Source organism: Streptococcus himalayensis (assembly GCF_001708305.1).
Classification (GTDB): Bacteria; Bacillota; Bacilli; order Lactobacillales; family Streptococcaceae; genus Streptococcus; species Streptococcus himalayensis.
Window position 1 is genome coordinate 1,307,648 of the sequence record NZ_CP016953.1, and the last position, 20,683, is coordinate 1,328,330.

At 42.5% G+C, this 20,683-nt stretch carries 19 protein-coding genes; 11 read left to right on the forward strand and 8 right to left on the reverse strand.

The annotated features are described in order from the left end of the window. The first annotated feature begins 33 nt into the window (after positions 1 to 33). From BFM96_RS06145 to BFM96_RS06160, 4 genes are read left to right on the forward strand one after another with little or no spacing between them, the layout of a single operon-like run. Positions 34 to 1,209 carry a 3-phosphoglycerate dehydrogenase family protein gene (locus BFM96_RS06145; RefSeq protein ID WP_068991697.1) on the forward strand — a complete coding sequence of 392 codons (1,176 nt, stop codon included), beginning with the start codon at positions 34 to 36 and terminating at the stop codon, positions 1,207 to 1,209. A gap of 7 nt (positions 1,210 to 1,216) precedes the next feature. After that, positions 1,217 to 1,420, forward strand: a complete 204-nt coding sequence (locus BFM96_RS06150) for a DUF6440 family protein (protein ID WP_068991700.1) — start codon at positions 1,217 to 1,219, stop codon at positions 1,418 to 1,420. Further along, positions 1,407 to 1,910 (forward strand): methylated-DNA--[protein]-cysteine S-methyltransferase, encoded by a 504-nt coding sequence (locus BFM96_RS06155; RefSeq protein ID WP_068991703.1) that lies wholly within the window; start codon positions 1,407 to 1,409, stop codon positions 1,908 to 1,910. The genes BFM96_RS06150 and BFM96_RS06155 overlap by 14 nt, the downstream gene beginning before the upstream one ends. Beyond that, positions 1,904 to 2,257 carry an arsenate reductase family protein gene (locus BFM96_RS06160; protein WP_068991707.1) on the forward strand — a complete coding sequence of 118 codons (354 nt, stop codon included), beginning with the start codon at positions 1,904 to 1,906 and terminating at the stop codon, positions 2,255 to 2,257. The genes BFM96_RS06155 and BFM96_RS06160 overlap by 7 nt, the downstream gene beginning before the upstream one ends. A 163-nt stretch (positions 2,258 to 2,420) precedes the next feature. On the opposite strand, the gene BFM96_RS06165 is transcribed toward BFM96_RS06160, so the two are convergent. After that, positions 2,421 to 3,551 carry a 5-methyltetrahydropteroyltriglutamate--homocysteine S-methyltransferase gene (locus tag BFM96_RS06165; RefSeq protein WP_068991711.1) on the reverse strand — a complete coding sequence of 377 codons (1,131 nt, stop codon included), beginning with the start codon at positions 3,549 to 3,551 and terminating at the stop codon, positions 2,421 to 2,423. Positions 3,552 to 3,713: 162 nt separating this feature from the next. Between BFM96_RS06165 and nth the strand changes: the two genes are divergently transcribed. Further along, complete coding sequence (nth, locus tag BFM96_RS06170; protein ID WP_068991713.1) at positions 3,714 to 4,343, forward strand: endonuclease III; 630 nt, start codon at positions 3,714 to 3,716, stop codon at positions 4,341 to 4,343. Between the two features lie 733 nt (positions 4,344 to 5,076). Here nth and yghU read toward each other — a convergent pair. Next, positions 5,077 to 5,868, reverse strand: coding sequence for a glutathione-dependent disulfide-bond oxidoreductase (yghU, locus tag BFM96_RS06175; RefSeq protein WP_068991716.1), 792 nt, complete (start codon positions 5,866 to 5,868; stop codon positions 5,077 to 5,079). 189 nt (positions 5,869 to 6,057) lie between these two features. On the opposite strand from yghU, the gene BFM96_RS06180 reads away from it, so the two are divergent. After that, complete coding sequence (locus tag BFM96_RS06180; protein ID WP_068991719.1) at positions 6,058 to 9,246, forward strand: LPXTG cell wall anchor domain-containing protein; 3,189 nt, start codon at positions 6,058 to 6,060, stop codon at positions 9,244 to 9,246. Positions 9,247 to 9,588: 342 nt separating this feature from the next. On the opposite strand, the gene BFM96_RS06185 is transcribed toward BFM96_RS06180, so the two are convergent. Both BFM96_RS06185 and BFM96_RS06190 read right to left on the reverse strand, forming a co-directional pair. Next, positions 9,589 to 9,969 (reverse strand): VOC family protein, encoded by a 381-nt coding sequence (locus BFM96_RS06185; protein WP_068991723.1) that lies wholly within the window; start codon positions 9,967 to 9,969, stop codon positions 9,589 to 9,591. A gap of 9 nt (positions 9,970 to 9,978) precedes the next feature. Beyond that, positions 9,979 to 10,806 (reverse strand): exodeoxyribonuclease III, encoded by an 828-nt coding sequence (locus BFM96_RS06190; RefSeq protein ID WP_068991726.1) that lies wholly within the window; start codon positions 10,804 to 10,806, stop codon positions 9,979 to 9,981. A gap of 197 nt (positions 10,807 to 11,003) precedes the next feature. On the opposite strand from BFM96_RS06190, the gene metG reads away from it, so the two are divergent. From metG to BFM96_RS06215, 5 genes are all read left to right on the forward strand, one after another. After that, positions 11,004 to 12,998, forward strand: a complete 1,995-nt coding sequence (gene metG / locus BFM96_RS06195; RefSeq protein ID WP_068991728.1) for a methionine--tRNA ligase — start codon at positions 11,004 to 11,006, stop codon at positions 12,996 to 12,998. 459 nt (positions 12,999 to 13,457) lie between these two features. Continuing rightward, on the forward strand, positions 13,458 to 13,712 hold the full coding sequence (locus BFM96_RS06200) for a DUF1912 family protein (protein WP_068994215.1): 255 nt from the start codon (positions 13,458 to 13,460) through the stop codon (positions 13,710 to 13,712). Positions 13,713 to 13,731: 19 nt separating this feature from the next. Then, positions 13,732 to 14,076 carry a hypothetical protein gene (locus tag BFM96_RS06205; RefSeq protein ID WP_145939717.1) on the forward strand — a complete coding sequence of 115 codons (345 nt, stop codon included), beginning with the start codon at positions 13,732 to 13,734 and terminating at the stop codon, positions 14,074 to 14,076. 458 nt (positions 14,077 to 14,534) lie between these two features. Next, positions 14,535 to 15,113 carry a GNAT family N-acetyltransferase gene (locus BFM96_RS06210; RefSeq protein ID WP_068991736.1) on the forward strand — a complete coding sequence of 193 codons (579 nt, stop codon included), beginning with the start codon at positions 14,535 to 14,537 and terminating at the stop codon, positions 15,111 to 15,113. Between the two features lie 228 nt (positions 15,114 to 15,341). Continuing rightward, complete coding sequence (locus BFM96_RS06215; protein ID WP_068994217.1) at positions 15,342 to 17,993, forward strand: valine--tRNA ligase; 2,652 nt, start codon at positions 15,342 to 15,344, stop codon at positions 17,991 to 17,993. Positions 17,994 to 18,263: 270 nt separating this feature from the next. Here BFM96_RS06215 and tnpC read toward each other — a convergent pair whose 3' ends face one another. The 4 genes from tnpC to BFM96_RS06235 are packed head-to-tail and all read right to left on the reverse strand — an operon-like array spanning position 18,264 to position 20,342. Next, positions 18,264 to 19,598, reverse strand: a complete 1,335-nt coding sequence (gene tnpC, locus BFM96_RS06220; protein WP_068991741.1) for an IS66 family transposase — start codon at positions 19,596 to 19,598, stop codon at positions 18,264 to 18,266. Beyond that, entirely contained in the window at positions 19,570 to 19,776 is a 207-nt protein-coding gene (locus tag BFM96_RS06225) for an IS66 family transposase (protein WP_068991744.1), read from the reverse strand. Before BFM96_RS06225 ends, tnpC begins: the two co-directional genes overlap by 29 nt. Before the next feature lie 49 nt (positions 19,777 to 19,825). Next, positions 19,826 to 20,119 carry an IS66 family insertion sequence element accessory protein TnpB gene (gene tnpB / locus BFM96_RS10870; protein WP_262981923.1) on the reverse strand — a complete coding sequence of 98 codons (294 nt, stop codon included), beginning with the start codon at positions 20,117 to 20,119 and terminating at the stop codon, positions 19,826 to 19,828. Positions 20,120 to 20,156: 37 nt separating this feature from the next. After that, positions 20,157 to 20,342 (reverse strand): hypothetical protein, encoded by a 186-nt coding sequence (locus tag BFM96_RS06235; protein WP_068991750.1) that lies wholly within the window; start codon positions 20,340 to 20,342, stop codon positions 20,157 to 20,159. Positions 20,343 to 20,683 lie beyond the last annotated feature (341 nt).

Below are 20,683 nucleotides of genomic sequence, written 5' to 3' on the forward strand. Positions count from 1 at the left end.
ATGGAGAACAACCACTCCCTTTTAGGAAATAACATGGTATTTAGTGTACGAACCTTTAACAATATTAATCAAATTGGCTTGAAAGAATTGGGCAATCATTTTCAGATTGATGGGGATAAGGCGGATAATCCAGATGCCTATATCTTGCGAAGCCAAAATTTACACGGAGAGGTTTTTCCAGAAAATCTGAAGGCTATTGCCCGTGCAGGTGCAGGGACGAATAATATCCCAGTAGATGCGGCAACAGCCCAAGGAATTGTCGTGTTTAACACGCCAGGAGCCAATGCTAATGCGGTGAAAGAAGCTGTCCTGGCCTCTATTTTACTCTCTGCACGTGACTATATTGGTGCCACTGCTTGGGCCAACACCCTATCGGGCGATGATGTGCCAAAGCAGATTGAAGCTGGGAAAAAGGCCTTTGCAGGAACAGAAATTACAGGGAAAACTCTTGGTGTCATTGGACTAGGTGCCATTGGAGCCAGAATAGCAAATGATGCTCGCCGTCTAGGCATGAATGTTCTAGGTTATGATCCTTATGTTTCTATTGAAACAGCTTGGAACATCTCCAGCCATGTTAAGCGTGTAGGAGATATCAAGGATATCTTTGCAGCGGCTGATTACATCACGATTCATGTTCCCTTGACTCCAGATACCAAAGACACCTTTAACAAGGAGAGCTTTGACCTCATGCAAAAAGGGGTAACTATCCTAAACTTTGCTCGTGGAGAATTGGTCAACCACGCTGACTTATTTGAAGCCATTGAAGCAGGTGTCGTTCGTAACTACATCACAGACTTTGGGACTGAAGACTTACTCAACAAGCCCCATATCACTGTCTTTCCTCACTTGGGTGGCTCGACCGAAGAAGCGGAGCTTAATTGTGCGATTATGGCTGGTCAGACTTTACGTCGCTTCATGGAAACAGGTGAGATTGTCAATTCGGTCAATTTCCCTACTGTCGTACAAAATCTATCTGCTCCCTATCGGATTACCTTGATTAATAAAAATATTCCAAATATGGTGGCTAAGATTTCCACAGCTGTCAGCCATCTCAATATCAATATTGACAATATCATCAACAAATCCAAAGGAGACTATGCCTATACTTTGTTAGATTTGGATGAGTCGGATGCTGAAAAGGTGGCAAATCTAGTGGCAAATTTTGAAGCAGATGAAAACATCGTCCGTGTCCGTGTGATTAAAAAGTAGGTGAAAGATGAAGAAACAGGTGCATCAGCAACACGCGAAAGACCTCGTAGATGGATTTGAGGTATTTGATGTCAGTGCAGGCTTTCCGCTGGTCATTGATAAAGAAACGGGGCTTGAGTATCTGGGAACTTCAAAAGGTGGTTTCACTGCCTTGCTCAATCCAGACGGAACTCCTAAAATTAGTCAGGTTTACCAAGATGGTCTACTATAAGCAACTCTATTCTTCTCCGATAGGGGAGATGTCTTTGGTAGCAGATAACAAGGGGCTTGTTGGCATTTGGTTTGTAAAGCAAAAGTATGCTGAAAAAGGAGTGGAAGAGCCTGTTTTCCTATCTTCGCATGCGATTTTAACCCAAACCAAAGAAGCTCTGGATGCCTATTTTGCAGGCCGAAATCCTCATTTTGAGAGGATTCCCTTATCCATGAAAGCAACAGCGTTTCAAGAGCGAGTATGGCGCTATTTAACCACGATTCCTTATGGACAAGTAGTCACCTATGGGGAAATTGGAAAAGTCTTGGGAGTTCGCTCTGCCCAGGCTGTTGGAGGAGCCGTAGGGCGAAATCCTTACTCCATTCTCATCCCCTGTCACCGCGTGATCGGAAAAAATGGCCAACTGACAGGCTACGCAGCTGGCTTGGATAAAAAAGATTGGCTACTCGCCCATGAATTATCAATGAAAAAAGAGGACAAAACATGTTAACATTTTATGAATACCCAAAATGCTCAACCTGTCGAGCAGCCAAGGCTGAGTTACAAGATCTGGGACTTGAATTTGAGGCGATTGATATTAAAACCGATCCACCCAAAGCGAGTCAGTTAAAAGAGTGGATGGAAGCGACAGGGCTTGAGCTCAAGAAATATTTCAATACCTCTGGCAATAGCTATCGTGCCCTTGGTTTAAAAGACAAATTTGACCAGTTGACGGTGGATCAAGCCTTGGATCTACTAGCAAATGACGGTATGCTCATCAAACGCCCTCTGCTCATTCAGGACGGCAAAATCTTGCAGATTGGCTACCGAACAAAGTATAAAGAATTAGAGGTGTAGAGATGTACCGCAAGCAAGGCTATGAGGAAGTCGCTTCTTATAGTGAGTGTTACCAATCTTAACAGAAAAACCACAGAGATTGTTTTCGCCCAATTGTTTGGGGAAACGATTTCTGTGGTTTTTTCTATGTAGAGTTGGGCTGTTGTTCCAAGCTCTTTATTTTTTATCCCCAAACCTCATCAATGACTTCTTTGACGAGGGCAAGTTTTTTCCATTGGTCATCTGCAGTGAGGATATTTCCTTCTTCCGTTGAAGCAAATCCGCACTGAGTGGAGAGCCAAAGTTGGTCAAGAGGCACAACTTTTTCCGCTTCGCGAATGCGATGGATAATTGTTTCTTTGTCCTCTAATTCTCCATTTTTGCTAGTGATAAGGCCTAGTACGGCTACTTTATTATCTGTCAGTGCTGCAAGGGGTTCAAATCCACCTGCGCGCTCTGTGTCAAATTCTAAGAAGTATTCTGCAACGGCTTCTTTTTCAAAGAGTTCTTTGGCAATAGGATCATAACCTCCAGCTGTCGCCCAAGTCGAGTGGAAGTTTCCACGGCAGACATGGGTGTTGACCAAGAGACCATCTGGAACAGCTTGATAGACATCATTATTAAAGGTCAAGAAGAGATGAGAGAGCTCATCACGGACTTGTTCAGGAGTTTTTCCTTGAGGTCTTCCCCAAAGAGTGAGGAAGTTTTCATCGACCAGAGTTCCCCATGTACAGTCATCGACTTGCAAGGTTTTGAGTCCAGCCTCTACGAGATCTGCAATGACTTGTAGGTAAGCAGCTTTGATGTCTTGGCGGAGTTCATCAAAATCAGGATAAATCTCAGCTAATTTTTCGACATGTTCTTGGTCACGGATCAATTCAAAATAGAACTGAGCAGGAGCTGGGATCGTGATTTTAGCCTCGACTGCTGCATTTTTGCTATCTACATAATCTTTTAGGAAGCGATAAGCAGCTACAAAAGGATGGTTGTCGCCAGTGATTTTTCCAGCAATCAAAGCAGAGTCGGCTTTTGTAGTTTCATCATGGAAATGGTAGCCTTCAGCTGCCTGCACGTGGTCAACTCCTCCAAATCCCCAGAAGAAGTCCAAGTGCCAGTAACTCCGACGGAATTCACCATCGGTCACTTTCTCAAGACCTGCAGCAATCTGCTGATCAACCAATTCGCGAATGGCTTGATCCTCAACAGCTGTTAATTCTTCAAAAGAAACGGTTTTCGCTTCAAATTGCTTGCGAGCTTCTTGCAGAGCTGCAGGGCGTAAAAAACTACCAACGTGTTCAAATGCTTTTTTTGTCATCTTATGTCCTCTTTCTTTCGATTATAGCCTTATTCTAGCACATTCTTATATAGCTGTAAAATATAGTTTTATTATGATTTTCTATAGTTTAAAACTATAGGTCGAGAGAATAGTCACTTTCTCTGATTTTCATGATATAATTAAGAGGAGAAAGGAATTGTTATGGTTTTATCAAAGAAACGTGCGAGAAAAGTATTAGAAGAAATCATTGCCCTGTATCCAGATGCAAAACCAAGTCTTGATTTTCGAAATCATTTTGAGCTCTTGGTTGCCGTCATGCTGTCTGCTCAAACGACAGATGCAGCGGTCAACAAATCTACCCCTGCTTTGTTTGAAGCCTTCCCGACACCGGAGAAGATGGCAACAGCCTCCGAATCAGAAATTGCAGCCTACATCTCAAGGCTAGGTCTCTACCGTAACAAGGCTAAATTTTTGAAAAAATGTGCTCAACAGCTTCTTGATGATTTTGATGGCCAAGTGCCGCAGACACGAGAAGAGTTGGAAAGTTTGGCTGGCGTGGGAAGAAAGACAGCCAATGTGGTCATGAGTGTTGGATTTGGCATTCCGGCTTTTGCTGTCGATACCCATGTGGAGCGCATTTGTAAGCACCATGAAATTGTCAAAAAATCAGCCACTCCATTAGAGGTCGAAAAAAGAGTCATGGAAATTCTAGCACCAGAGCGTTGGCTACCAGCCCATCAAGCCTTGATTTATTTTGGACGTGCGGTTTGTCATCCTCGAAATCCTGAGTGTGACCAGTATCCCCAACTTTATGATTTTTCTGATTTGTAAATGAAAGATTGGTTTGTGTAGATTGAAGAAGGGAGTGGGACTTAATCGTGATTTCGAAGAAATCGATTTTCCTCACTCCTTTATTTCTGGTTTCGTTTACTCCCACCCCGCATGTTGACTAGCTTTCACAACTCTTAATTGTGAAAGGTTAGAAATAGGGCTAGCGAAGAAATATTCGCTAGCCTCTTCTATTAGAATGTTGATTTATCAGTGTTCTATAAAGCAGACAATTACTGCGTCAGACTGTTAAGCTAGAAAAAAGCGAGGTTGGATACTGTTACCTCGGCTTTTTTCATAAATAGGGATAATCTGTAAAACAGGATAGGGGCAACCGTTGAAAAGTTTATTTCATACTCAAATCCGACTAGGCAACGAAATCGCTTATTTCCAACCTTCAACAGTCTGCTGAACTGTTGAAGCAAGGGGAGTTAACGCTGTCAGATGTTGATTTTTGACGAGTATCAGGTTTTGTGTTTATACTCAATGAAAATCAAAGTTAGCAATTTTGCGAGTTTCTTAGATGTTTCCTACCTCTTTTTTTGTCACTGTCCTTTTTATTTACTGAAAAAGCATCATGTTTGACTTACTTAGCCCACTTCATTTCATAGAAAATAAATTTTTATATATGGTATAGCTATTTTTGAAATTAAATGAGTATTAGAAAGAGGGGGTGTTCGGCCTTCTTTTTTGTAAAAAAACCATGTTGGAAAGATTTCCTACATGGTTGGGGTTCTTAGTGGATAGATTGGTAGTCAGCGGCAAGTCCACGTTTGACAGCAGGACGAGCTGCGATTTTCTCCGTCCAGGCTTGTAAGTGAGGGTATTCTTTGACATTGAGGAATACCCCTGCCTTGTCCCACAGCTTGTCTTGGGATAATTGGCCGTACCAAGACCAAATCGCAATATCTGCGATAGTATAGTCATTGCCTGCGATATAGGGTTTGGTTGCAAGTTCCTTGTCAAGAAGATCAAGCTGGCGCTTAGCTTCCATGGCAAAGCGATGGATAGCGTATTCGATGCTTTCAGGTGCATAATGGAAGAAATGGCCAAATCCTCCTCCGAGAAACGGTGCAGCACCTGTTTGCCAAAAGAGCCAGTTGAGCACCTCTGTTCGCTCAATCGAATTGCTCGGCAGAAGGGTTTCAAATTTTTCTGCTAAATAGAGCAAAATGGCAGCTGATTCAAAGACGCGAACAGGCTTGTCGCCTGATAAATCTAAGAGTGCAGGAATTTTGGAATTGGGGTTAATAGCCACAAAATCAGAGCCAAATTGGTCACCCTCGCCGATAGCGATGCGGTAGAGGTCATAATCAGCCCCCGTCAGCCCTAGTTCTTTCAACTCCTCAAACATAATGGTGACTTTTACACCATTTGGTGTGCCCAAGGAATAGAGTTGGAAAGGTTTTTCACCGACAGGAAGTGTTTGTTCAAATCGGCTTCCTGCGGTTGGACGATTGAGGCCGCCCCATTTTCCATCCATGCTCTCAGGTGCTTCCCATACTTCTGGTAGTTTGTAATCAGTCATATTCAATCCTCTTTCTCGTTTTCTTTCATCCTATCAAAAATACCAAGAAAATTCAAAAATCCACTACGATTAGGGAAATTGGAATATTCCGAATTTTACATATGTTTTATTTGTTTACTACCTTTATTTGTAAGCGCTTTTTGTTTTTGTTATAATAAAATTATAAATTATTTACAAAGGAGATGTGCCATGAAAAAAACATCTAAACATCTATTATTAAAACAGTTGACGATAACCTCTGCTGTTTTAACGGCTTTTCTTCTTAGTCAGGGTCAGGGAGTATTGGCAGATGAAAGAACTTCTCAGGAAAGTTCATCTGGTACAGTTATCTCGAGAGTTGCAAGAAATGAAGAGATAGTGCCGGAACTTGTTGCTGAGTCGTTCGAATCAGTTCTTCCATCTTCTCAACCTCAAGCTCCCATGCTTGAGGAAACGCATCAACATAAGGGAACTGTATCCGGAGAAGTGACACAGAAGTCAAATCAAGATGATTCGATTGTAACTCTACCATCAACACAGGTCTACATGTCTGAAGCAGGAAGTTTTTCCGATACAATAAAACAAAAGATAGATAATCTTTCGAGTTTGACATGGACTTTGGATGATAAGCCAATTGAGGATTGGAAAACATGCTCTTTGAAAGCAGGGGATTTTTCAGGGGATTCCTTGATGACAATAGCAAGTAGTGAGCAAGGAGATACTCAAACAATTTCAGCTACATTCAATCCGCTATTTGGAAAAGACTTAAGCTTAAGAAGTCCTAGTAATATCCGACGTACGTATCGAAGTTTTATTGGGGAACATATTTTAAAAGGGATGGCAAGTGATGGAACGGTGTCTGTTGTCAAACCATTGCTATTTCGGCCTTATAAGGATTTCCATACACACGATGAAATGCTAGCTGCTATTGGAAAAGCTCAAACAGAAGCTGCACAAAATCGTTTTGTAAATATTGAGACAATCGGTATAAGTGCACAAAATAGAGCGATTAAAATGGGGATTATCGCAAAAGATCAAGAAAGTGTAGAGGATTATCTATCTCGTGTAACCCCGCTGATGTTAACAAAACCAGACAAAATGTTAGAGCTTCTCAAAAAAGGAGAATTCGACTATAAACTTCCTGTTCTAATAAACAATACTCATGCTGATGAGCAACCAGGAATTGATATCATCACTGGATTGTTTAAAGCGTTTGCAAGTCAAGATATTTTTGATTATTCAACGACGGATGAACAAGGCAATCTAAAACAGGTTCATATGGATGTGAATGAACTTTTAAAAAAATTTATTTTTTTATTTGATTTCACCGAAAACCCAGATGGAGATGTCTTAAATACTCGAACTCTAGCCAATGGTCTGGATCCTAATCGCGATACTGGTTACCAAAACAATCCAGAAACGAGAGCTATTGTTGCTCAAATGAATAAGTGGAATCCAATTGCAGTCTATGATGTTCATGGATTTGTCAAGGAATTTCTAATTGAACCTGCTACTCCGCCTCATGATCCAAACTTTGAATATGATTTGCTTGCGGATTTAATGCTTGAAAATGCGCGTGAGATGGGAAGAACTGGGGTCGCTAATTCCAGCTATGAATCGTTTATCATTCCTAAACTAGATTGGGGATCCGGTTGGGACGATTCTTTCTCAGGCTATACAGCAGTGTATGCTATGTATCATGGCATACTCGGACATACCATTGAAATTCCTCAAGGGAATCAGGATTCTTATGATGCTGGTTATCATGCTGTTTTAGGAGGTATCCATTTCCTTTCAGAACGTCCAGATCAACTGATGGAAACACGGTTGAAGTTCTATTCTCGAGGAGTAAATAAAGTAGAATCTCCTGAAGCAGAAAAAGAGCTAGTTGGACCAGACGGTGAAGTTGTGGGACGTTTGAAACAAGGGGCGCCGAAATTCTTTCCAGATTACTATGTGATTCCGATGGGATTGGGGAAAGAAGTTGATTCCCAAGAAGCATTTAATATGATTGACTACTTTAAACGAAATGGTGTGGAAGTAAAAGAATTGTTACAAGATACCGCTTCCTTTAAAAAAGGAGATCTGGTAGTGGATATGGCGCAAGCGAAACGAGGATTTGCTAATCATGTGCTATACTCAGGCTCGAATGAATCTGCCTGGGAAGCGATGTATGCTGAGTTAGTTGTTAATTTCCCAAATATGCGTGGGTTTAAAGCAACGGCCGTTTTTCAGGATAAATTATTTGAGAATCAATTAAAAGAGGTAAGTTGGACTAAAGCACCTCGTACTACTATGGTTGATGATGAGGCTCCTTACTATGTGATTGCGAATACTTCCAAGGAATCTGTGAAAGCAGTGAATCAAGTAATCAAAGCAGGTGGCAAGGTTTATTTGACAGAGGATGGCTATATCGTTGATACCAATACCTTTGCCAAGTTGTTGACTGATTATGCTATTTATGGAGAAGCTCTGTATAAGAAGCCAGTTGGAACACCATTATCAATGATCAAGGTTTATTCACCTTCTCATCATTTTACCTGGGCTGGAGATTTTCCGATTACTTCAAATTCAGCCTTAGCTTTGAAGGATATGGGCTTTACTATTGTTGAAACAGCAGATGAATCAGATGCGATTGTTTTGGAAGATGGCAAGTTTTCAGCCGATATTCTGGGGAAGAAACCGACGATTATTCTAGGTGGAGAAGCGATGCAACGTCTGGAGGAGTTAGGTGTTTTAGAGGGCTTTAATGCAGAGCAATTTGAATATGGAGATAGCTATGAAGGATTACTGCGGGCAATTGTTGACGACAAGAGTCCGATTGCAAGTGGATATGCAAAACACGACTTCTTCTACTCAAATTCAGGGAATTGGATTGAAGAAACACCGAAGGGTTTCCAACCAATTGTGACAGTTGCAGATAAAGATTTTTATGTTGCTGGTTGGTGGCCAGGGAATGAACAATTAGCTAATAAAGTGATGGCTATTTATGGACAGTATCAAGAGAATCCATTGTTTATCTATGCAGGGAATCCAACCAATCGATTGCATCCTGTACATTTGTATAGATGGGTTTCGAATGCTTTGTTTGGTTTGCAGCTAGCTAGTTTGGAAGAATTACCGATAAAAGGAATCATGATTCCGCCTGTGTATCAATCAACTCCTTCACAAAATTGGAACATGGCGAAGCCAATCATTCACCAAGAAGTTATTCAGACAGCGGTTGTCTACCATCAAACAGAGAAACAGCCTATATTGACCAGTACTCAGGAGACAATGGTAATGCAAGAAGAACTTCCAAATACATCTAGTAAAGAAAGTTCAAAAATGACTATTTTGGGTTTGCTCGTTTCTATCAGTAGTTGTATGTTTGTTCTCAAGCGTAAAGAAGAAAAATAAGAAGAATTTACTTTATTGCAACTAAAAAATACGGGAGTTAGACATGCGGGACCTTGTCTGACTCCTGTTTTTATAGAGTATGAAACCTGAAAAATGAGTTGACAGGAAGTTGATACTCATTTCATTTCAAATATAGCCTTTTTATCTAGATATATTTATTTTAGGTTTAAAATGTAGAGAACTAAATGAGTTAAACAGGATACTTTTCCAGTAAATAAGATGAATAGTCATAGAACACAGGTAGTTTACATCCAAACCATCTAAGAAAGCATCAAGATGCTAATGTTGATTTTCATTGGGTATAAATAAAAAGGCAAGAGCGAACTCTTTTGCCTTTTTGCATTATTTGGCGGTGCTTTCTCGTACTGCGATGTAGTGTCCTTCGTTGTCAGCAAAGGTGAAATGAACCATCCCTTGGTATTCCATGATGGGATTGGTGGAAACGCCTGCTTGTGTCAAACGTTCGTACTCAGATTTCAAATCTTCTGTGTCAAACAACAGACTTGGATAGCTGAGAGTCATACCAGGATTTGCTTTTGCAACCCACTCCTTATCATGAATGCCAAATTTGGTCGTAGCCTCAAGCGACGGTGCAATTTCATAGGAAATAGCGTCTCCGTGGTCAGCTGTATCTAAGAGAACAAAGCCCATTTTTTCGGTCCAAAATTCCATAGCGGCTGTTGTATCCTCTACATAGAGCATAGTGGTTGATGCTGTAATCATCGTTTCTCCTTATAAATCAATTTCCATCACGATTGGGGTGTGGTCTTGGCGGGCACCTGAGTCAATCATCTCAGACTTGGTGACCTTATCAGCTACACGATTGCTGGTAAGCCAGTAGTCAATTCTCCAGCCGGTGTTGTTGATTTTGCTGGTCTTGCTGCGTTGCGCCCACCAAGTGTATTGATGGGGAAGCTCACCATGCAAGTGGCGGAAGGTATCAGTGAATCCCTTGGCAAGTAGATTGGTAAATCCTGCACGTTCTTCATCAGTAAATCCAGGTGATTGGCGGTTGCTAGCAGGATTTGCAAGGTCGATTTCGTGGTGGGCAACGTTATAGTCACCTGTTGCCAGAACAGGCTTTTCCTGGTCTAATGTTGCTAGGTATTCTGCATATTTTTGATCCCAAATTTGGCGATCGCTGAGGCGTTTCAAACCGTCTCCCGCATTTGGTGTGTAGACCTGGGTCACAAAGAAATGTTCGAATTCTAGGGTGATGATTCTCCCTTCCAAGTCCATGGTCGTTGGTGCTCCAATTTCTGGGAAGGTAATAGTTGGGGTCAAGTCTTTTTTATAGAGAAACATGGTTCCTGCATAGCCCTTACGAGCTGGCTCGACAGATGAACGCCATGTGTGTTCATAATCAGGAAAGAGTTGCTCTAAAATCTCCAAATGCTTTTTAGTAGGTCCTTTGGCTGACAATTTTGTTTCCTGAATGGCGATAATATCCGCGTCTTCTGTAACGAGGGTTTGCAAGACAGCTTGTGACAATTGTGCACGGGCAGAATCACTGGTCAAGGCTGCATTGAGAGAATCAATATTCCATGAGATGAGTTTCATAATCTATCCTTTTCTTTTTGTTCTTCTTGTATTATATCAAAAAGTGAGAGAAGTAGGCTTCTTTTGTGCTCAATCTTCTGTGGTCATTTCTACACATAGGGAAGTAGAGTACGTGATATTTTGTATGTTATCAGTTCCTTTTTTATGATATAATGAAGAAATAGAACTGGGTTTCATTTGCCCTGAAAGGAAAAGTTATGACAGAAAAGAATTTTTACATTACGACCCCCATTTATTACCCTTCTGGGAAGCTCCATATTGGTTCTGCCTATACAACGATTGCCTGCGATGTTTTAGCGCGCTACAAGCGCCTTATGGGCTATGATGTCTTTTATTTAACAGGATTGGATGAGCATGGTCAAAAGATTCAGACCAAGGCAGCTGAAGCTGGTATTACTCCGCAAGAATATGTGGACGGTATGGCCGATGAGGTCAAAAAATTGTGGGAACTCTTGGACATTTCCTATGATAAATTTATCCGCACGACAGACGACTATCATGAAACGGTAGTCGCAGAAGTGTTTGAACGTTTGCTGGCACAAGACGATATTTATCTAGGAGAATATTCTGGCTGGTATTCTGTGTCTGATGAGGAATTTTTCACCGAAAGCCAGTTAGAAGAAGTTTTTCGAGATGAAGCAGGCAAGGTGACTGGGGGAATTGCTCCTTCTGGTCATGAGGTGGAATGGGTATCAGAAGAATCCTACTTCCTTCGTTTGAGCAAATATGCGAATCGCTTGGTAGCCTTCTTTAAAGAACGTCCTGATTTCATCCAACCAGATGGGCGGATGAATGAAATCGTGAAAAACTTTATTGAACCAGGACTTGAGGATTTGGCAGTCAGCCGGACTTCCTTTACCTGGGGAGTTCCAGTACCGTCCAATCCAAAACATGTTGTCTATGTCTGGATTGATGCCCTCTTGAACTATGCAACAGCTCTTGGCTATGGTCAAGTAAATCATGCAAATTTTGATAAATTCTGGAACGGAACGGTTTTCCACATGGTTGGAAAAGATATTTTACGTTTCCACTCGATTTACTGGCCAATCCTCCTCATGATGCTCGATTTACCATTACCAGAACGCTTGATTGCTCACGGTTGGTTTGTCATGAAAGACGGCAAAATGTCTAAGTCTAAAGGAAATGTTGTCTATCCAGATATGCTGGTGGAGCGCTATGGACTCGATCCTTTGCGTTACTACCTCATGAGAAGTTTACCGGTCGGTTCAGATGGGACCTTTACACCAGAGGATTATGTAGGACGGATTAACTACGAACTCGCCAATGACCTTGGAAACCTCCTCAACCGTACGGTGGCTATGGTGAATAAATACTTTGATGGACAAGTGCCTACCTATGCAGAAAATGTGACAGCCTTTGATGCGGATTTGGCACAGGTAGCAGCAGAAGCAATCGCAGAATACCATAAGCAAATGGATGCGGTGGATTATCCACGTGCCCTAGAAGCGGTCTGGACCTTGATTGCCCGTACTAACAAGTATATCGATGAAACGGCTCCATGGCTGTTAGCAAAAGACGAAGACAAACGAAGCGAACTGGCTGCTGTGATGAGCCACTTAGTAGCAAGTCTTCGTGTGGTGGCTCATTTGATTGAGCCATTCATGATGACGACAAGTGCTGCAATCTTAGAGCAGTTGGGAATGGAAAAGGCAAATAGCTTAGAGAATTTAGCACTGGCAGATTTACCAGCAGATTTGCGAGTGGTTACAAAAGGTCAGCCAATCTTCCCACGTCTTGAAATGGACGAGGAAATTGCCTACATCAAGGAACAGATGGCAGCTGGTAAACCAGTTGTGGAAAAAGAATGGAAACCAGAAGAGGTTGAATTGACCCTCAACCGCAAGGAAATCAAGTTTGATGATTTTGAAAAGGTTGAAATCCGTGTGGCGGAAGTCAAAGAAGTAAAAAAAGTTGAAGGTAGTGATAAATTACTTCAATTCCGCCTAGATGCAGGTGACAAGGAGGACCGCCAAATTCTCTCTGGAATTGCCAAATATTATCCAAATGAGCAAGAATTGGTCGGCAAAAAAGTTCAAATTGTAGCCAACCTCAAGCCGCGTAAGATGATGGGACACATCAGTCAGGGGATGATTCTATCTGCTGAACATGGGGATAGCGTGACCCTCTTGACAGTTGATGCCAGTGTGCCAAATGGAAGTGTGATTGGCTAAGGTTTTTACAGCTGTCTCAGCAGGGAGATCATACTCTATGAACATCAAGATTTGATTAGCTTTCACAATTGAGAATTGTGGAAGGTGATAGATAAAACTAGCCTAACTTGTGTCCTAAAAAACATAGGGTTAACGGAGGTTAGCTGAGGATTATGTCATAATGCTTATTTCCAACCTTCAACAGTCCGCTGGACTGTTGAAGCAAGGTGAGATCACAACACCAGATTTTGATTTTTAATGAGTATAAATCAGATTTTCAGACGAATATCTATCGATAATTGCTGGGTCAATGGCCTCGAAGAGGAAAACTTCACTCTAAAGACGAAGTTTTCCTCTCGTTGCTGTTAAACAGGGGAAGTCCTTGTCCAGATGAGCGATGAAAATTAGGCTGAAACCTGCTAAGGGAGTTTTTGCTCAGCCAAATAGGAAAGTGGCTCTATGAAAAGAGAAGGAGAGAAAATGACCTACGAACAAGAATTTTTAAAGGATTTGGAAGAATGGCTCAAGACCCAAGTCATGATTAACGACATGGCGCTCCAAGAAAGTCAGGCTGTTTTTGAGGCTGATGGTGATGAACGAGCCAAAGAAGCCGCAGTACGCTACGAAAGTCGTCTGGATGCCTATCAATTTTTAGCAGGGAAATTTGACAATTACCATGCTGGTAAATCCTTCCATGATTTGCCAGAAGATTTATTTGGAACGCGGGGCTATTAAGCAAGGAGGGTTCTACCATGTGGGAGTTGCTACTAGAAGGGATCATAGAGTTTATCTTGAACTTTCGAGTAGAGGAGTGTCAGACAAAAAAACGCTTGCTTGTTATCACCCTAGTGAGAAATCTAGTCTCCCTGTCTCTATGCACGCTTTTGGCTTTTATTTGCTATGTGAGTTTACCGCAAAGTCATTGGAAATCGTGGTGGATTTTCCTGTTACTCTTTCCTTTTTTACTGTTTCATCTGTATTGGTGGTTTTCCTGGAATGTGAAGAGTTATCATCGTTTCAAACAGCTTCATCACAAGGAGTGAGACAAAAAAATTGGATTTTTGAGCATTTTCGAAAGAAAACCCAGACCTGTCTTTAAACATTCATGCCAACTGCATGAAAAATTCGTTTTCGGATAACTATAGTTATAAATAGTATCTATTTTGTTACAATGCAGATGAAGACGATGATGAAGCAGTGTAGATATGTAAAGATGTTAAAAATATTTGAGGAAATTGCATGTAGCTAGAAAATAGTTACATATATTTTCTTCATGCGTTTCTCCTGTGAAACAGTCAGAAGCAGTTGCAATTTCTCAGAAAATCTGCTACAATAAAGCCAATCAGAGGGATAGTGAGTTTGTCTGTTACAGAAAGCGGTGGTGTTGAGAAATCCGCACAGATGTCAGTATGGGTTGCTGAGGATTGAGAATAGAGATAAGATCAAGAGCGGGCATTTGCCCGAATTTGGGTGGTACCGCGGAAATTAGCACTAACTTTCGTCCCTGTCGTATGGCAGGGGCGTTTTTGTGTTAGATGAGAGAAAGTGAGGAAAGCTATGGTAAACATCTTAGAGGACTATGATGGCCAATTCTTGCCTAAAGTGGAAACCGAGCGTCTGATACTGCGCCAGCGAACTGTGGAGGATGTCGAAGACTTATTTTCCTATGCGAGCTTGCCTGAGGTGTGCTTGCCAGCGGGTTTTCCACCGATAGCGACGCTTGAGGAAGAACAGGAGTATTTTGAAAATAAGTATTTCCAAAATCTAGCAGAAAAAGACCTGCCGTCTGGCTACGGCATTACCGTCAAGGGGAGCAATCGTATCATAGGCTCTTGTGATTTTAACCACCGCCGAGCTGATGCTGTCTTTGAGATTGGCTATTTGCTTCATCCAGACTTTTGGGGCAAGGGCTATATGCCAGAAGCGGTTGCGGCATTGATTGAAGTCGCTTTTACTCTTCTTCATCTCCACAAGGTCGAAATCAGATGTTACAGCTCTAACCAGCCGAGCAGACGAGTTGCTGAAAAACTCGGTTTTACCTTAGAAGCGACGATTCGTGACTATAAAGACTTAGAAGGAAATCGAGTAGACGAATTGGTTTACGGATTGTTGAAGAGAGAGTGGGAGGAGAGATGAATATGCGAGCGCCTCTCAGAGAAATAGTGGTGTTTGTCCTTAAACAGAAGATAACCATAAAATGACACGTTTTTCATCCAATTATATCTAAGTCGTTTCCTTGAACAAAGGAAAAACTCTCTAAAATACGCTCTTATGTCTATCGCTTTAATCATAAATTCTGAGAAAGAGAATGGTATATTCAATCTTTCTCATTTACCGAAACTCTATAAAAAGAAAGGACAAGATATGTCAAAAGAACTATCACCAAAATACAATCCAGCCGAGGTTGAGGCTGGTCGTTATGCGAAATGGCTGGAGGCAGATGTCTTTAAGCCCTCAGGAGACGAGAAGGCTAAGCCTTACTCTATCGTGATTCCACCTCCGAACGTGACGGGAAAACTTCACCTTGGACACGCCTGGGACACGACCTTGCAGGATATTATCATTCGTCAAAAACGCATGCAGGGCTTTGATACCTTGTGGTTGCCAGGGATGGACCATGCAGGGATTGCCACTCAAGCCAAGGTTGAGGAGCGTCTCCGCGAGCAAGGCATTACCCGCTATGACCTCGGTCGTGAGAAATTCCTAGAGAAAGTCTGGGAATGGAAAGACGAGTACGCTGCAACGATTAAGGAGCAGTGGGGCAAGATGGGTTTGTCGCTTGACTACTCGCGTGAGCGATTCACCCTTGACGAGGGTTTGTCAAAGGCTGTTCGTAAGGTCTTTGTTGATTTGTATCAAAAGGGCTGGATTTACCGTGGGGAATTTATCATCAACTGGGATCCAGCAGCCCGCACCGCGCTTTCTGATATCGAGGTGATTCACAAAGATGTCGAGGGTGCTTTCTACCACATGAACTATATGCTTGAGGACGGCTCTCGTGCGCTTCAAGTTGCGACCACCCGTCCTGAGACCATGTTTGGAGACGTTGCCGTTGCAGTTAACCCAGAAGATCCACGTTATAAGGACTTGATTGGCAAAAACGTTATCCTGCCGATTGTCAATAAAGCCATTCCAATCGTAGCCGATGAACATGCGGATCCAGAATTTGGAACAGGGGTCGTAAAAATTACACCAGCCCACGATCCAAATGACTTCCTCGTAGGACAACGCCACAATTTACCACAAGTCAACGTCATGAACGATGATGGAACGATGAATGACTTGGCGGGTGAATTTGCAGGGATGGATCGTTTTGAAGCTCGTAAGGCAGTCGTAGCTAAGTTAGAAGAGCTTGGTGCTCTAGTAGAAATCGAAAAACGGGTGCATTCTGTCGGACACTCTGAGCGTAGCGGTGCTGTTGTCGAGCCACGTTTGTCTACACAATGGTTTGTCAAAATGGATGAATTAGCTAAAAACGCCATTGCCAACCAAAAGACTGAAGATGAAGTGAAATTCTATCCACCACGTTTCAACGATACCTTCCTTCAATGGATGGAAAATGTCCATGACTGGGTGATTTCTCGTCAGCTTTGGTGGGGTCATCAAATCCCGGCTTGGTACAATGCAGAAGGTGATATCTATGTTGGGGAAGAAGCACCAGCAGGTGACGGATGGACGCAGGATGAGGATGTGCTTGATACCTGGTTCAGCTCAGCCCTTTGGCCATTTTCAACGATGGGCTGGCCAGATGAGGACAAGGCAGACTTCAAACGCTACTTCCCAACCTCAACCCTTGTCACAGGCTACGACATCATTTTCTTCTGGGTGTCACGGATGATTTTCCAATCTCTTGAATTTACAGACCGTCGTCCATTTGAAAATGTCTTGATTCACGGTTTGATTCGAGATGAAGAAGGCCGTAAAATGTCTAAATCTCTCGGGAATGGGATTGATCCGATGGATGTGATTGACCGGTATGGAGCAGACAGTCTCCGTTGGTTCTTGTCTAACGGCTCTGCCCCAGGGCAAGATGTCCGCTTTAGCTATGAGAAAATGGATGCCAGCTGGAACTTCATCAATAAAATCTGGAATATTTCCCGCTACATTCTCATGAATAATGAGGGCTTGAGCCTTGCAGATGCGCGTGAAAATGTCTCAAAAGTAGCTGCAAGCGAGGCCGGAAACGTGACAGACCGCTGGATTCTCCACAACCTCAATGAAACCATTGCCAAAGTCACTGAAAACTTTGACAAATTTGAGTTCGGTGTTGCTGGGCACATCCTCTATAACTTTATCTGGGATGAATTTGCGGACTGGTATGTCGAGTTGACCAAGGAAGTGCTTTATAGCGACAATGAGGCAGAAAAAGTCATGACGCGCTCTGTGCTTCTTTACACCTTGGATCAAATCTTGCGCCTGCTTCACCCAATCATGCCGTTTGTGACGGAGGAAATCTTTGGGCAAATCTCAGAAGGAAGCATTGTAACGGCAAGCTATCCAGTGGTTCGTCCTGAGTTTGAAAATCTTGCGGCGGCAAATGGCGTAGAAGCGTTGAAAGATGTGATTCGTGCCGTACGAAATGCGCGTAGCGAAGTCAACGTTGCTCCAAGTAAGCCCATCACGCTCTTGATGAAACCGATTGACAGCCAGCTAGAAGAATTCTTCAAGGCCAATATCAACTACATTAAACGCTTTACAAATCCTGAGCATTTGGAAATTGACGCAAGCCTAACCGCGCCAGAACTGGCTATGTCAAGTGTCATCACAGGTGCGGAAATCTATCTACCACTAGCAGACCTGCTCAATATCGATGAAGAATTGGCTCGTCTGGAAAAAGAACTTGCCAAATGGCAAAAAGAACTCGATATGGTCGGTAAAAAACTCGCTAACGAGAAATTTATCGCCAATGCCAAACCAGAAGTCGTTGAAAAAGAACGTGCTAAACAGCTTGATTATCAAACCAAGTACGATGCCACCAAAGAACGCATTGCAGAGATGGAGAAATTGGGGAAATAGCTGGAACAATAGTGAATAGGCATCAACTGTCATAAGAACTGGCCATAGTTTGAGGCTGAGACAAACCAGGATGAGCGCGCCGCGTTCACCCATAAACACATGAAAACTCGCAGAAAGCCCTCATTAGGTGTATACTCCTAGTGAGGGCTTTGTGGCTAATATTTTATTGAAAACTGCATCGAGAGACAAACTAATCCAGTCTACCGTAACCGCTCCATAACGAGGTATATTGAAAAAGTTCCAAAGTCTTGCTTGACTCTGGAACTTCTTCTATTTGCAGCTGTTCTGAATTCGTTCAGTCCACGGTAAATAAGCCTCTAGAACCTCCTTTTTTGCGAGTGAATCCTCGTTTGGAAGATGTTCCAGAAGATAAGTGATGTATTTCTCTGAATCAAGACCATGCCTCTTAGCTGTCTCCAGTAAACTCAGGATAATGGCAGTTGCTTTAGCTCCCTCAAAACTTTGGGAAAACAACCAATTTTTCCGTCCAATGACCAAGGACTTAATGGCGCGTTCTGCTACATTATTGGATAGAACCAAGCGACCATCTTGAAGAACTGCCTTGAATAGTTCCTCATACTTAAGGCTATACTCTATCGCACGACCAAGTTTTGATCCAGGTAAAATAGATTGATTGCGGCACCAGTTGAAGAACTCATCCATCAAAGGGGCTAACTCTGCCTGGCGTTTATGTAGTCGCTCTTCAGTAGAGAGGTCAACCCAGTCATTCTCCAAGGCAAATAAGCGGTCGCAATAGGCTAATCCCTTGGCACCCAAGGAAGTCTTGTCTGCCTTTTTAGGAGTGGCCTCGAAGAACTTTCTTCTGACATGAGCCCAACAACCAACTAGCTGAGCTCGTTCTAACTGTCTATATGCCGACCACATATCACAATGTACATAGCCTGTGTAATCTCCAAGAAACTCCTTCACAACCAAGCCACTCCGCCCTTTATCGTGATGATAAAGAGTGATTCCCTGTTCTTCATGCTTCCCAGACAAGAAGGTCCAGTAGAAGGTCAACTGACTATCATTTTCCAAGACCTTATAAGAAGTCTCATCCGCATGGAGAACAGGCTGTTCTAGTAATTTCTCGTGCAGAAGGTCATAAATCGGCTCGAAATAATACTGACTAGACTTGATGTGCCAGTTGGCGATTTCCTTCCGTGTGATTGGCAAGCTAAGCTTGTTCCAATCCTCTTCCTGGCGGTAGTTGGGGACTTTCAGATTGAACTTCTGATGAATGGTGTGGGCAATAATGGAGGCTGACCCCAAGCTATGGGCCAGAGGTGCCTTAGGAACAGGAGCCTTGATAATCTTATCGTTAAAATTCTTCTCGCTACAGTTCTGGCACTTGTAAGCGTGTTGGACATGGTCAATCCGCTTCAATTGTGCAGGGATGAAGACCAACTCTTGCCGTTGGACGGTTGAACCAATCTCTGTCAACTGACCGTGACAGTCTGGACAAGTGCAGTCTTCGCCTTTTAGTTCATGATGAACCATCTCTGGAGTAAACTGACTGAAAACAGCCTGACGAACTCCCTTAGTTTTCTTGCGTTGATAGGTAATCGTTTCTGTATCACCTGGGTAAGTCAGCGTCTTCTTCAGGAAGTGATTCTTCTTCGAAGAGACTTAGCTGACCAGGTTGATACACAACCTTCTCTGATGACTTGCCATAGAGCTTTTGTGTCAGATAAGCCACCTGTTCACGAAGGAGGGTCAACTCATTGGTCAGGTTATCAATTGTAGAAGCCTGTTGTTTAATAATGGCTAATAACTCTTCCATAGTCTCACCCTCCAGTTTTCTTTATTATACCGAAAAGAAAGCCATGATTTCAATAGAAATCACGACTGTTTGTAGGTTTTATTTTAGGGCTTATCGAAAATCCCTTCATCAGCCAGTCTACTTGCTCGGAAGTGAGGGCTTTGACCTCATGTTCATCATTAGGCCAAGTGAGTTTGCCATTTTCAAATCGCTTGTAAAGCAACCAGAAACCTTGTCCATCCCAGTAAAGAGCTTTGAAACGATCTTTGCGGCCACCACAGAAGAGAAAAACTTGATCAGAAAAGGGATCAAGGTTGAACTGACTTTTTACCAGATAAGCCAGCGAATCAATCCCTTGACGCATATCGGTTTTGCCACAAACCAGATAGACCTGCCCTAAATCACTGAGTTGAATGACAATAGAGCAATACCTTATCTAAAATAGTTTCCAGTGTTTCTTGATGAAGAGATTGGAACAAGCTTAGTTCAACTTTTCCAATACGCATTTTCATTACCAGATCATTTCTGGATTTATGAGGAAATCGACGAGATTGTGGTGTTTTCAAGGGAACAATAGGTTGTGACATCAAAATAGCCTCCAGTTCTGTTTTCTGATAACAGTATACTAGAGGCGTGGAAAATATCATAGACACCTGGTTATGGGGCGGTTACAGTCTACCTACGAGTACCCCAAATTATCGCCTTTATGGCATGAGTATAAAAAATCGGTATTGCGTAGAAATCGATTATCCTCACTTCTTTATTTTTAGTTCGGTCTGAACGAATCCACTAGATTCGTTTACTCCTACTCCCGCCAAGTTAACTAGCTTTCACAACTCTCAATTGTGAAAAGTTGGAAATAGGGCTAGCGAAGAAATGCTCGCTAGCCTCTTCTACTAGAATGTTGATTGATCAAGGTTTTACAAAC

Excerpts from the sequence above, each read along its gene's own strand:
- BFM96_RS06145 (WP_068991697.1), top strand. The coding sequence starts at position 34 with ATGGTATTTAGTGTACGAACCTTTAACAATATTAATCAAATTGGCTTG.
- BFM96_RS06150 (WP_068991700.1), top strand. The coding sequence starts at position 1,217 with ATGAAGAAACAGGTGCATCAGCAACACGCGAAAGACCTCGTAGATGGA.
- BFM96_RS06155 (WP_068991703.1), top strand. The coding sequence starts at position 1,407 with ATGGTCTACTATAAGCAACTCTATTCTTCTCCGATAGGGGAGATGTCT.
- BFM96_RS06160 (WP_068991707.1), top strand. The coding sequence starts at position 1,904 with ATGTTAACATTTTATGAATACCCAAAATGCTCAACCTGTCGAGCAGCC.
- BFM96_RS06165 (WP_068991711.1), bottom strand. The coding sequence starts at position 3,551 with ATGACAAAAAAAGCATTTGAACACGTTGGTAGTTTTTTACGCCCTGCA.
- nth (WP_068991713.1), top strand. The coding sequence starts at position 3,714 with ATGGTTTTATCAAAGAAACGTGCGAGAAAAGTATTAGAAGAAATCATT.
- yghU (WP_068991716.1), bottom strand. The coding sequence starts at position 5,868 with ATGACTGATTACAAACTACCAGAAGTATGGGAAGCACCTGAGAGCATG.
- BFM96_RS06180 (WP_068991719.1), top strand. The coding sequence starts at position 6,058 with ATGAAAAAAACATCTAAACATCTATTATTAAAACAGTTGACGATAACC.
- BFM96_RS06185 (WP_068991723.1), bottom strand. The coding sequence starts at position 9,969 with ATGATTACAGCATCAACCACTATGCTCTATGTAGAGGATACAACAGCC.
- BFM96_RS06190 (WP_068991726.1), bottom strand. The coding sequence starts at position 10,806 with ATGAAACTCATCTCATGGAATATTGATTCTCTCAATGCAGCCTTGACC.
- metG (WP_068991728.1), top strand. The coding sequence starts at position 11,004 with ATGACAGAAAAGAATTTTTACATTACGACCCCCATTTATTACCCTTCT.
- BFM96_RS06200 (WP_068994215.1), top strand. The coding sequence starts at position 13,458 with ATGACCTACGAACAAGAATTTTTAAAGGATTTGGAAGAATGGCTCAAG.
- BFM96_RS06210 (WP_068991736.1), top strand. The coding sequence starts at position 14,535 with ATGGTAAACATCTTAGAGGACTATGATGGCCAATTCTTGCCTAAAGTG.
- BFM96_RS06215 (WP_068994217.1), top strand. The coding sequence starts at position 15,342 with ATGTCAAAAGAACTATCACCAAAATACAATCCAGCCGAGGTTGAGGCT.
- BFM96_RS06225 (WP_068991744.1), bottom strand. The coding sequence starts at position 19,776 with ATGGAAGAGTTATTAGCCATTATTAAACAACAGGCTTCTACAATTGAT.
- tnpB (WP_262981923.1), bottom strand. The coding sequence starts at position 20,119 with ATGCGTCAAGGGATTGATTCGCTGGCTTATCTGGTAAAAAGTCAGTTC.
- BFM96_RS06235 (WP_068991750.1), bottom strand. The coding sequence starts at position 20,342 with ATGTCACAACCTATTGTTCCCTTGAAAACACCACAATCTCGTCGATTT.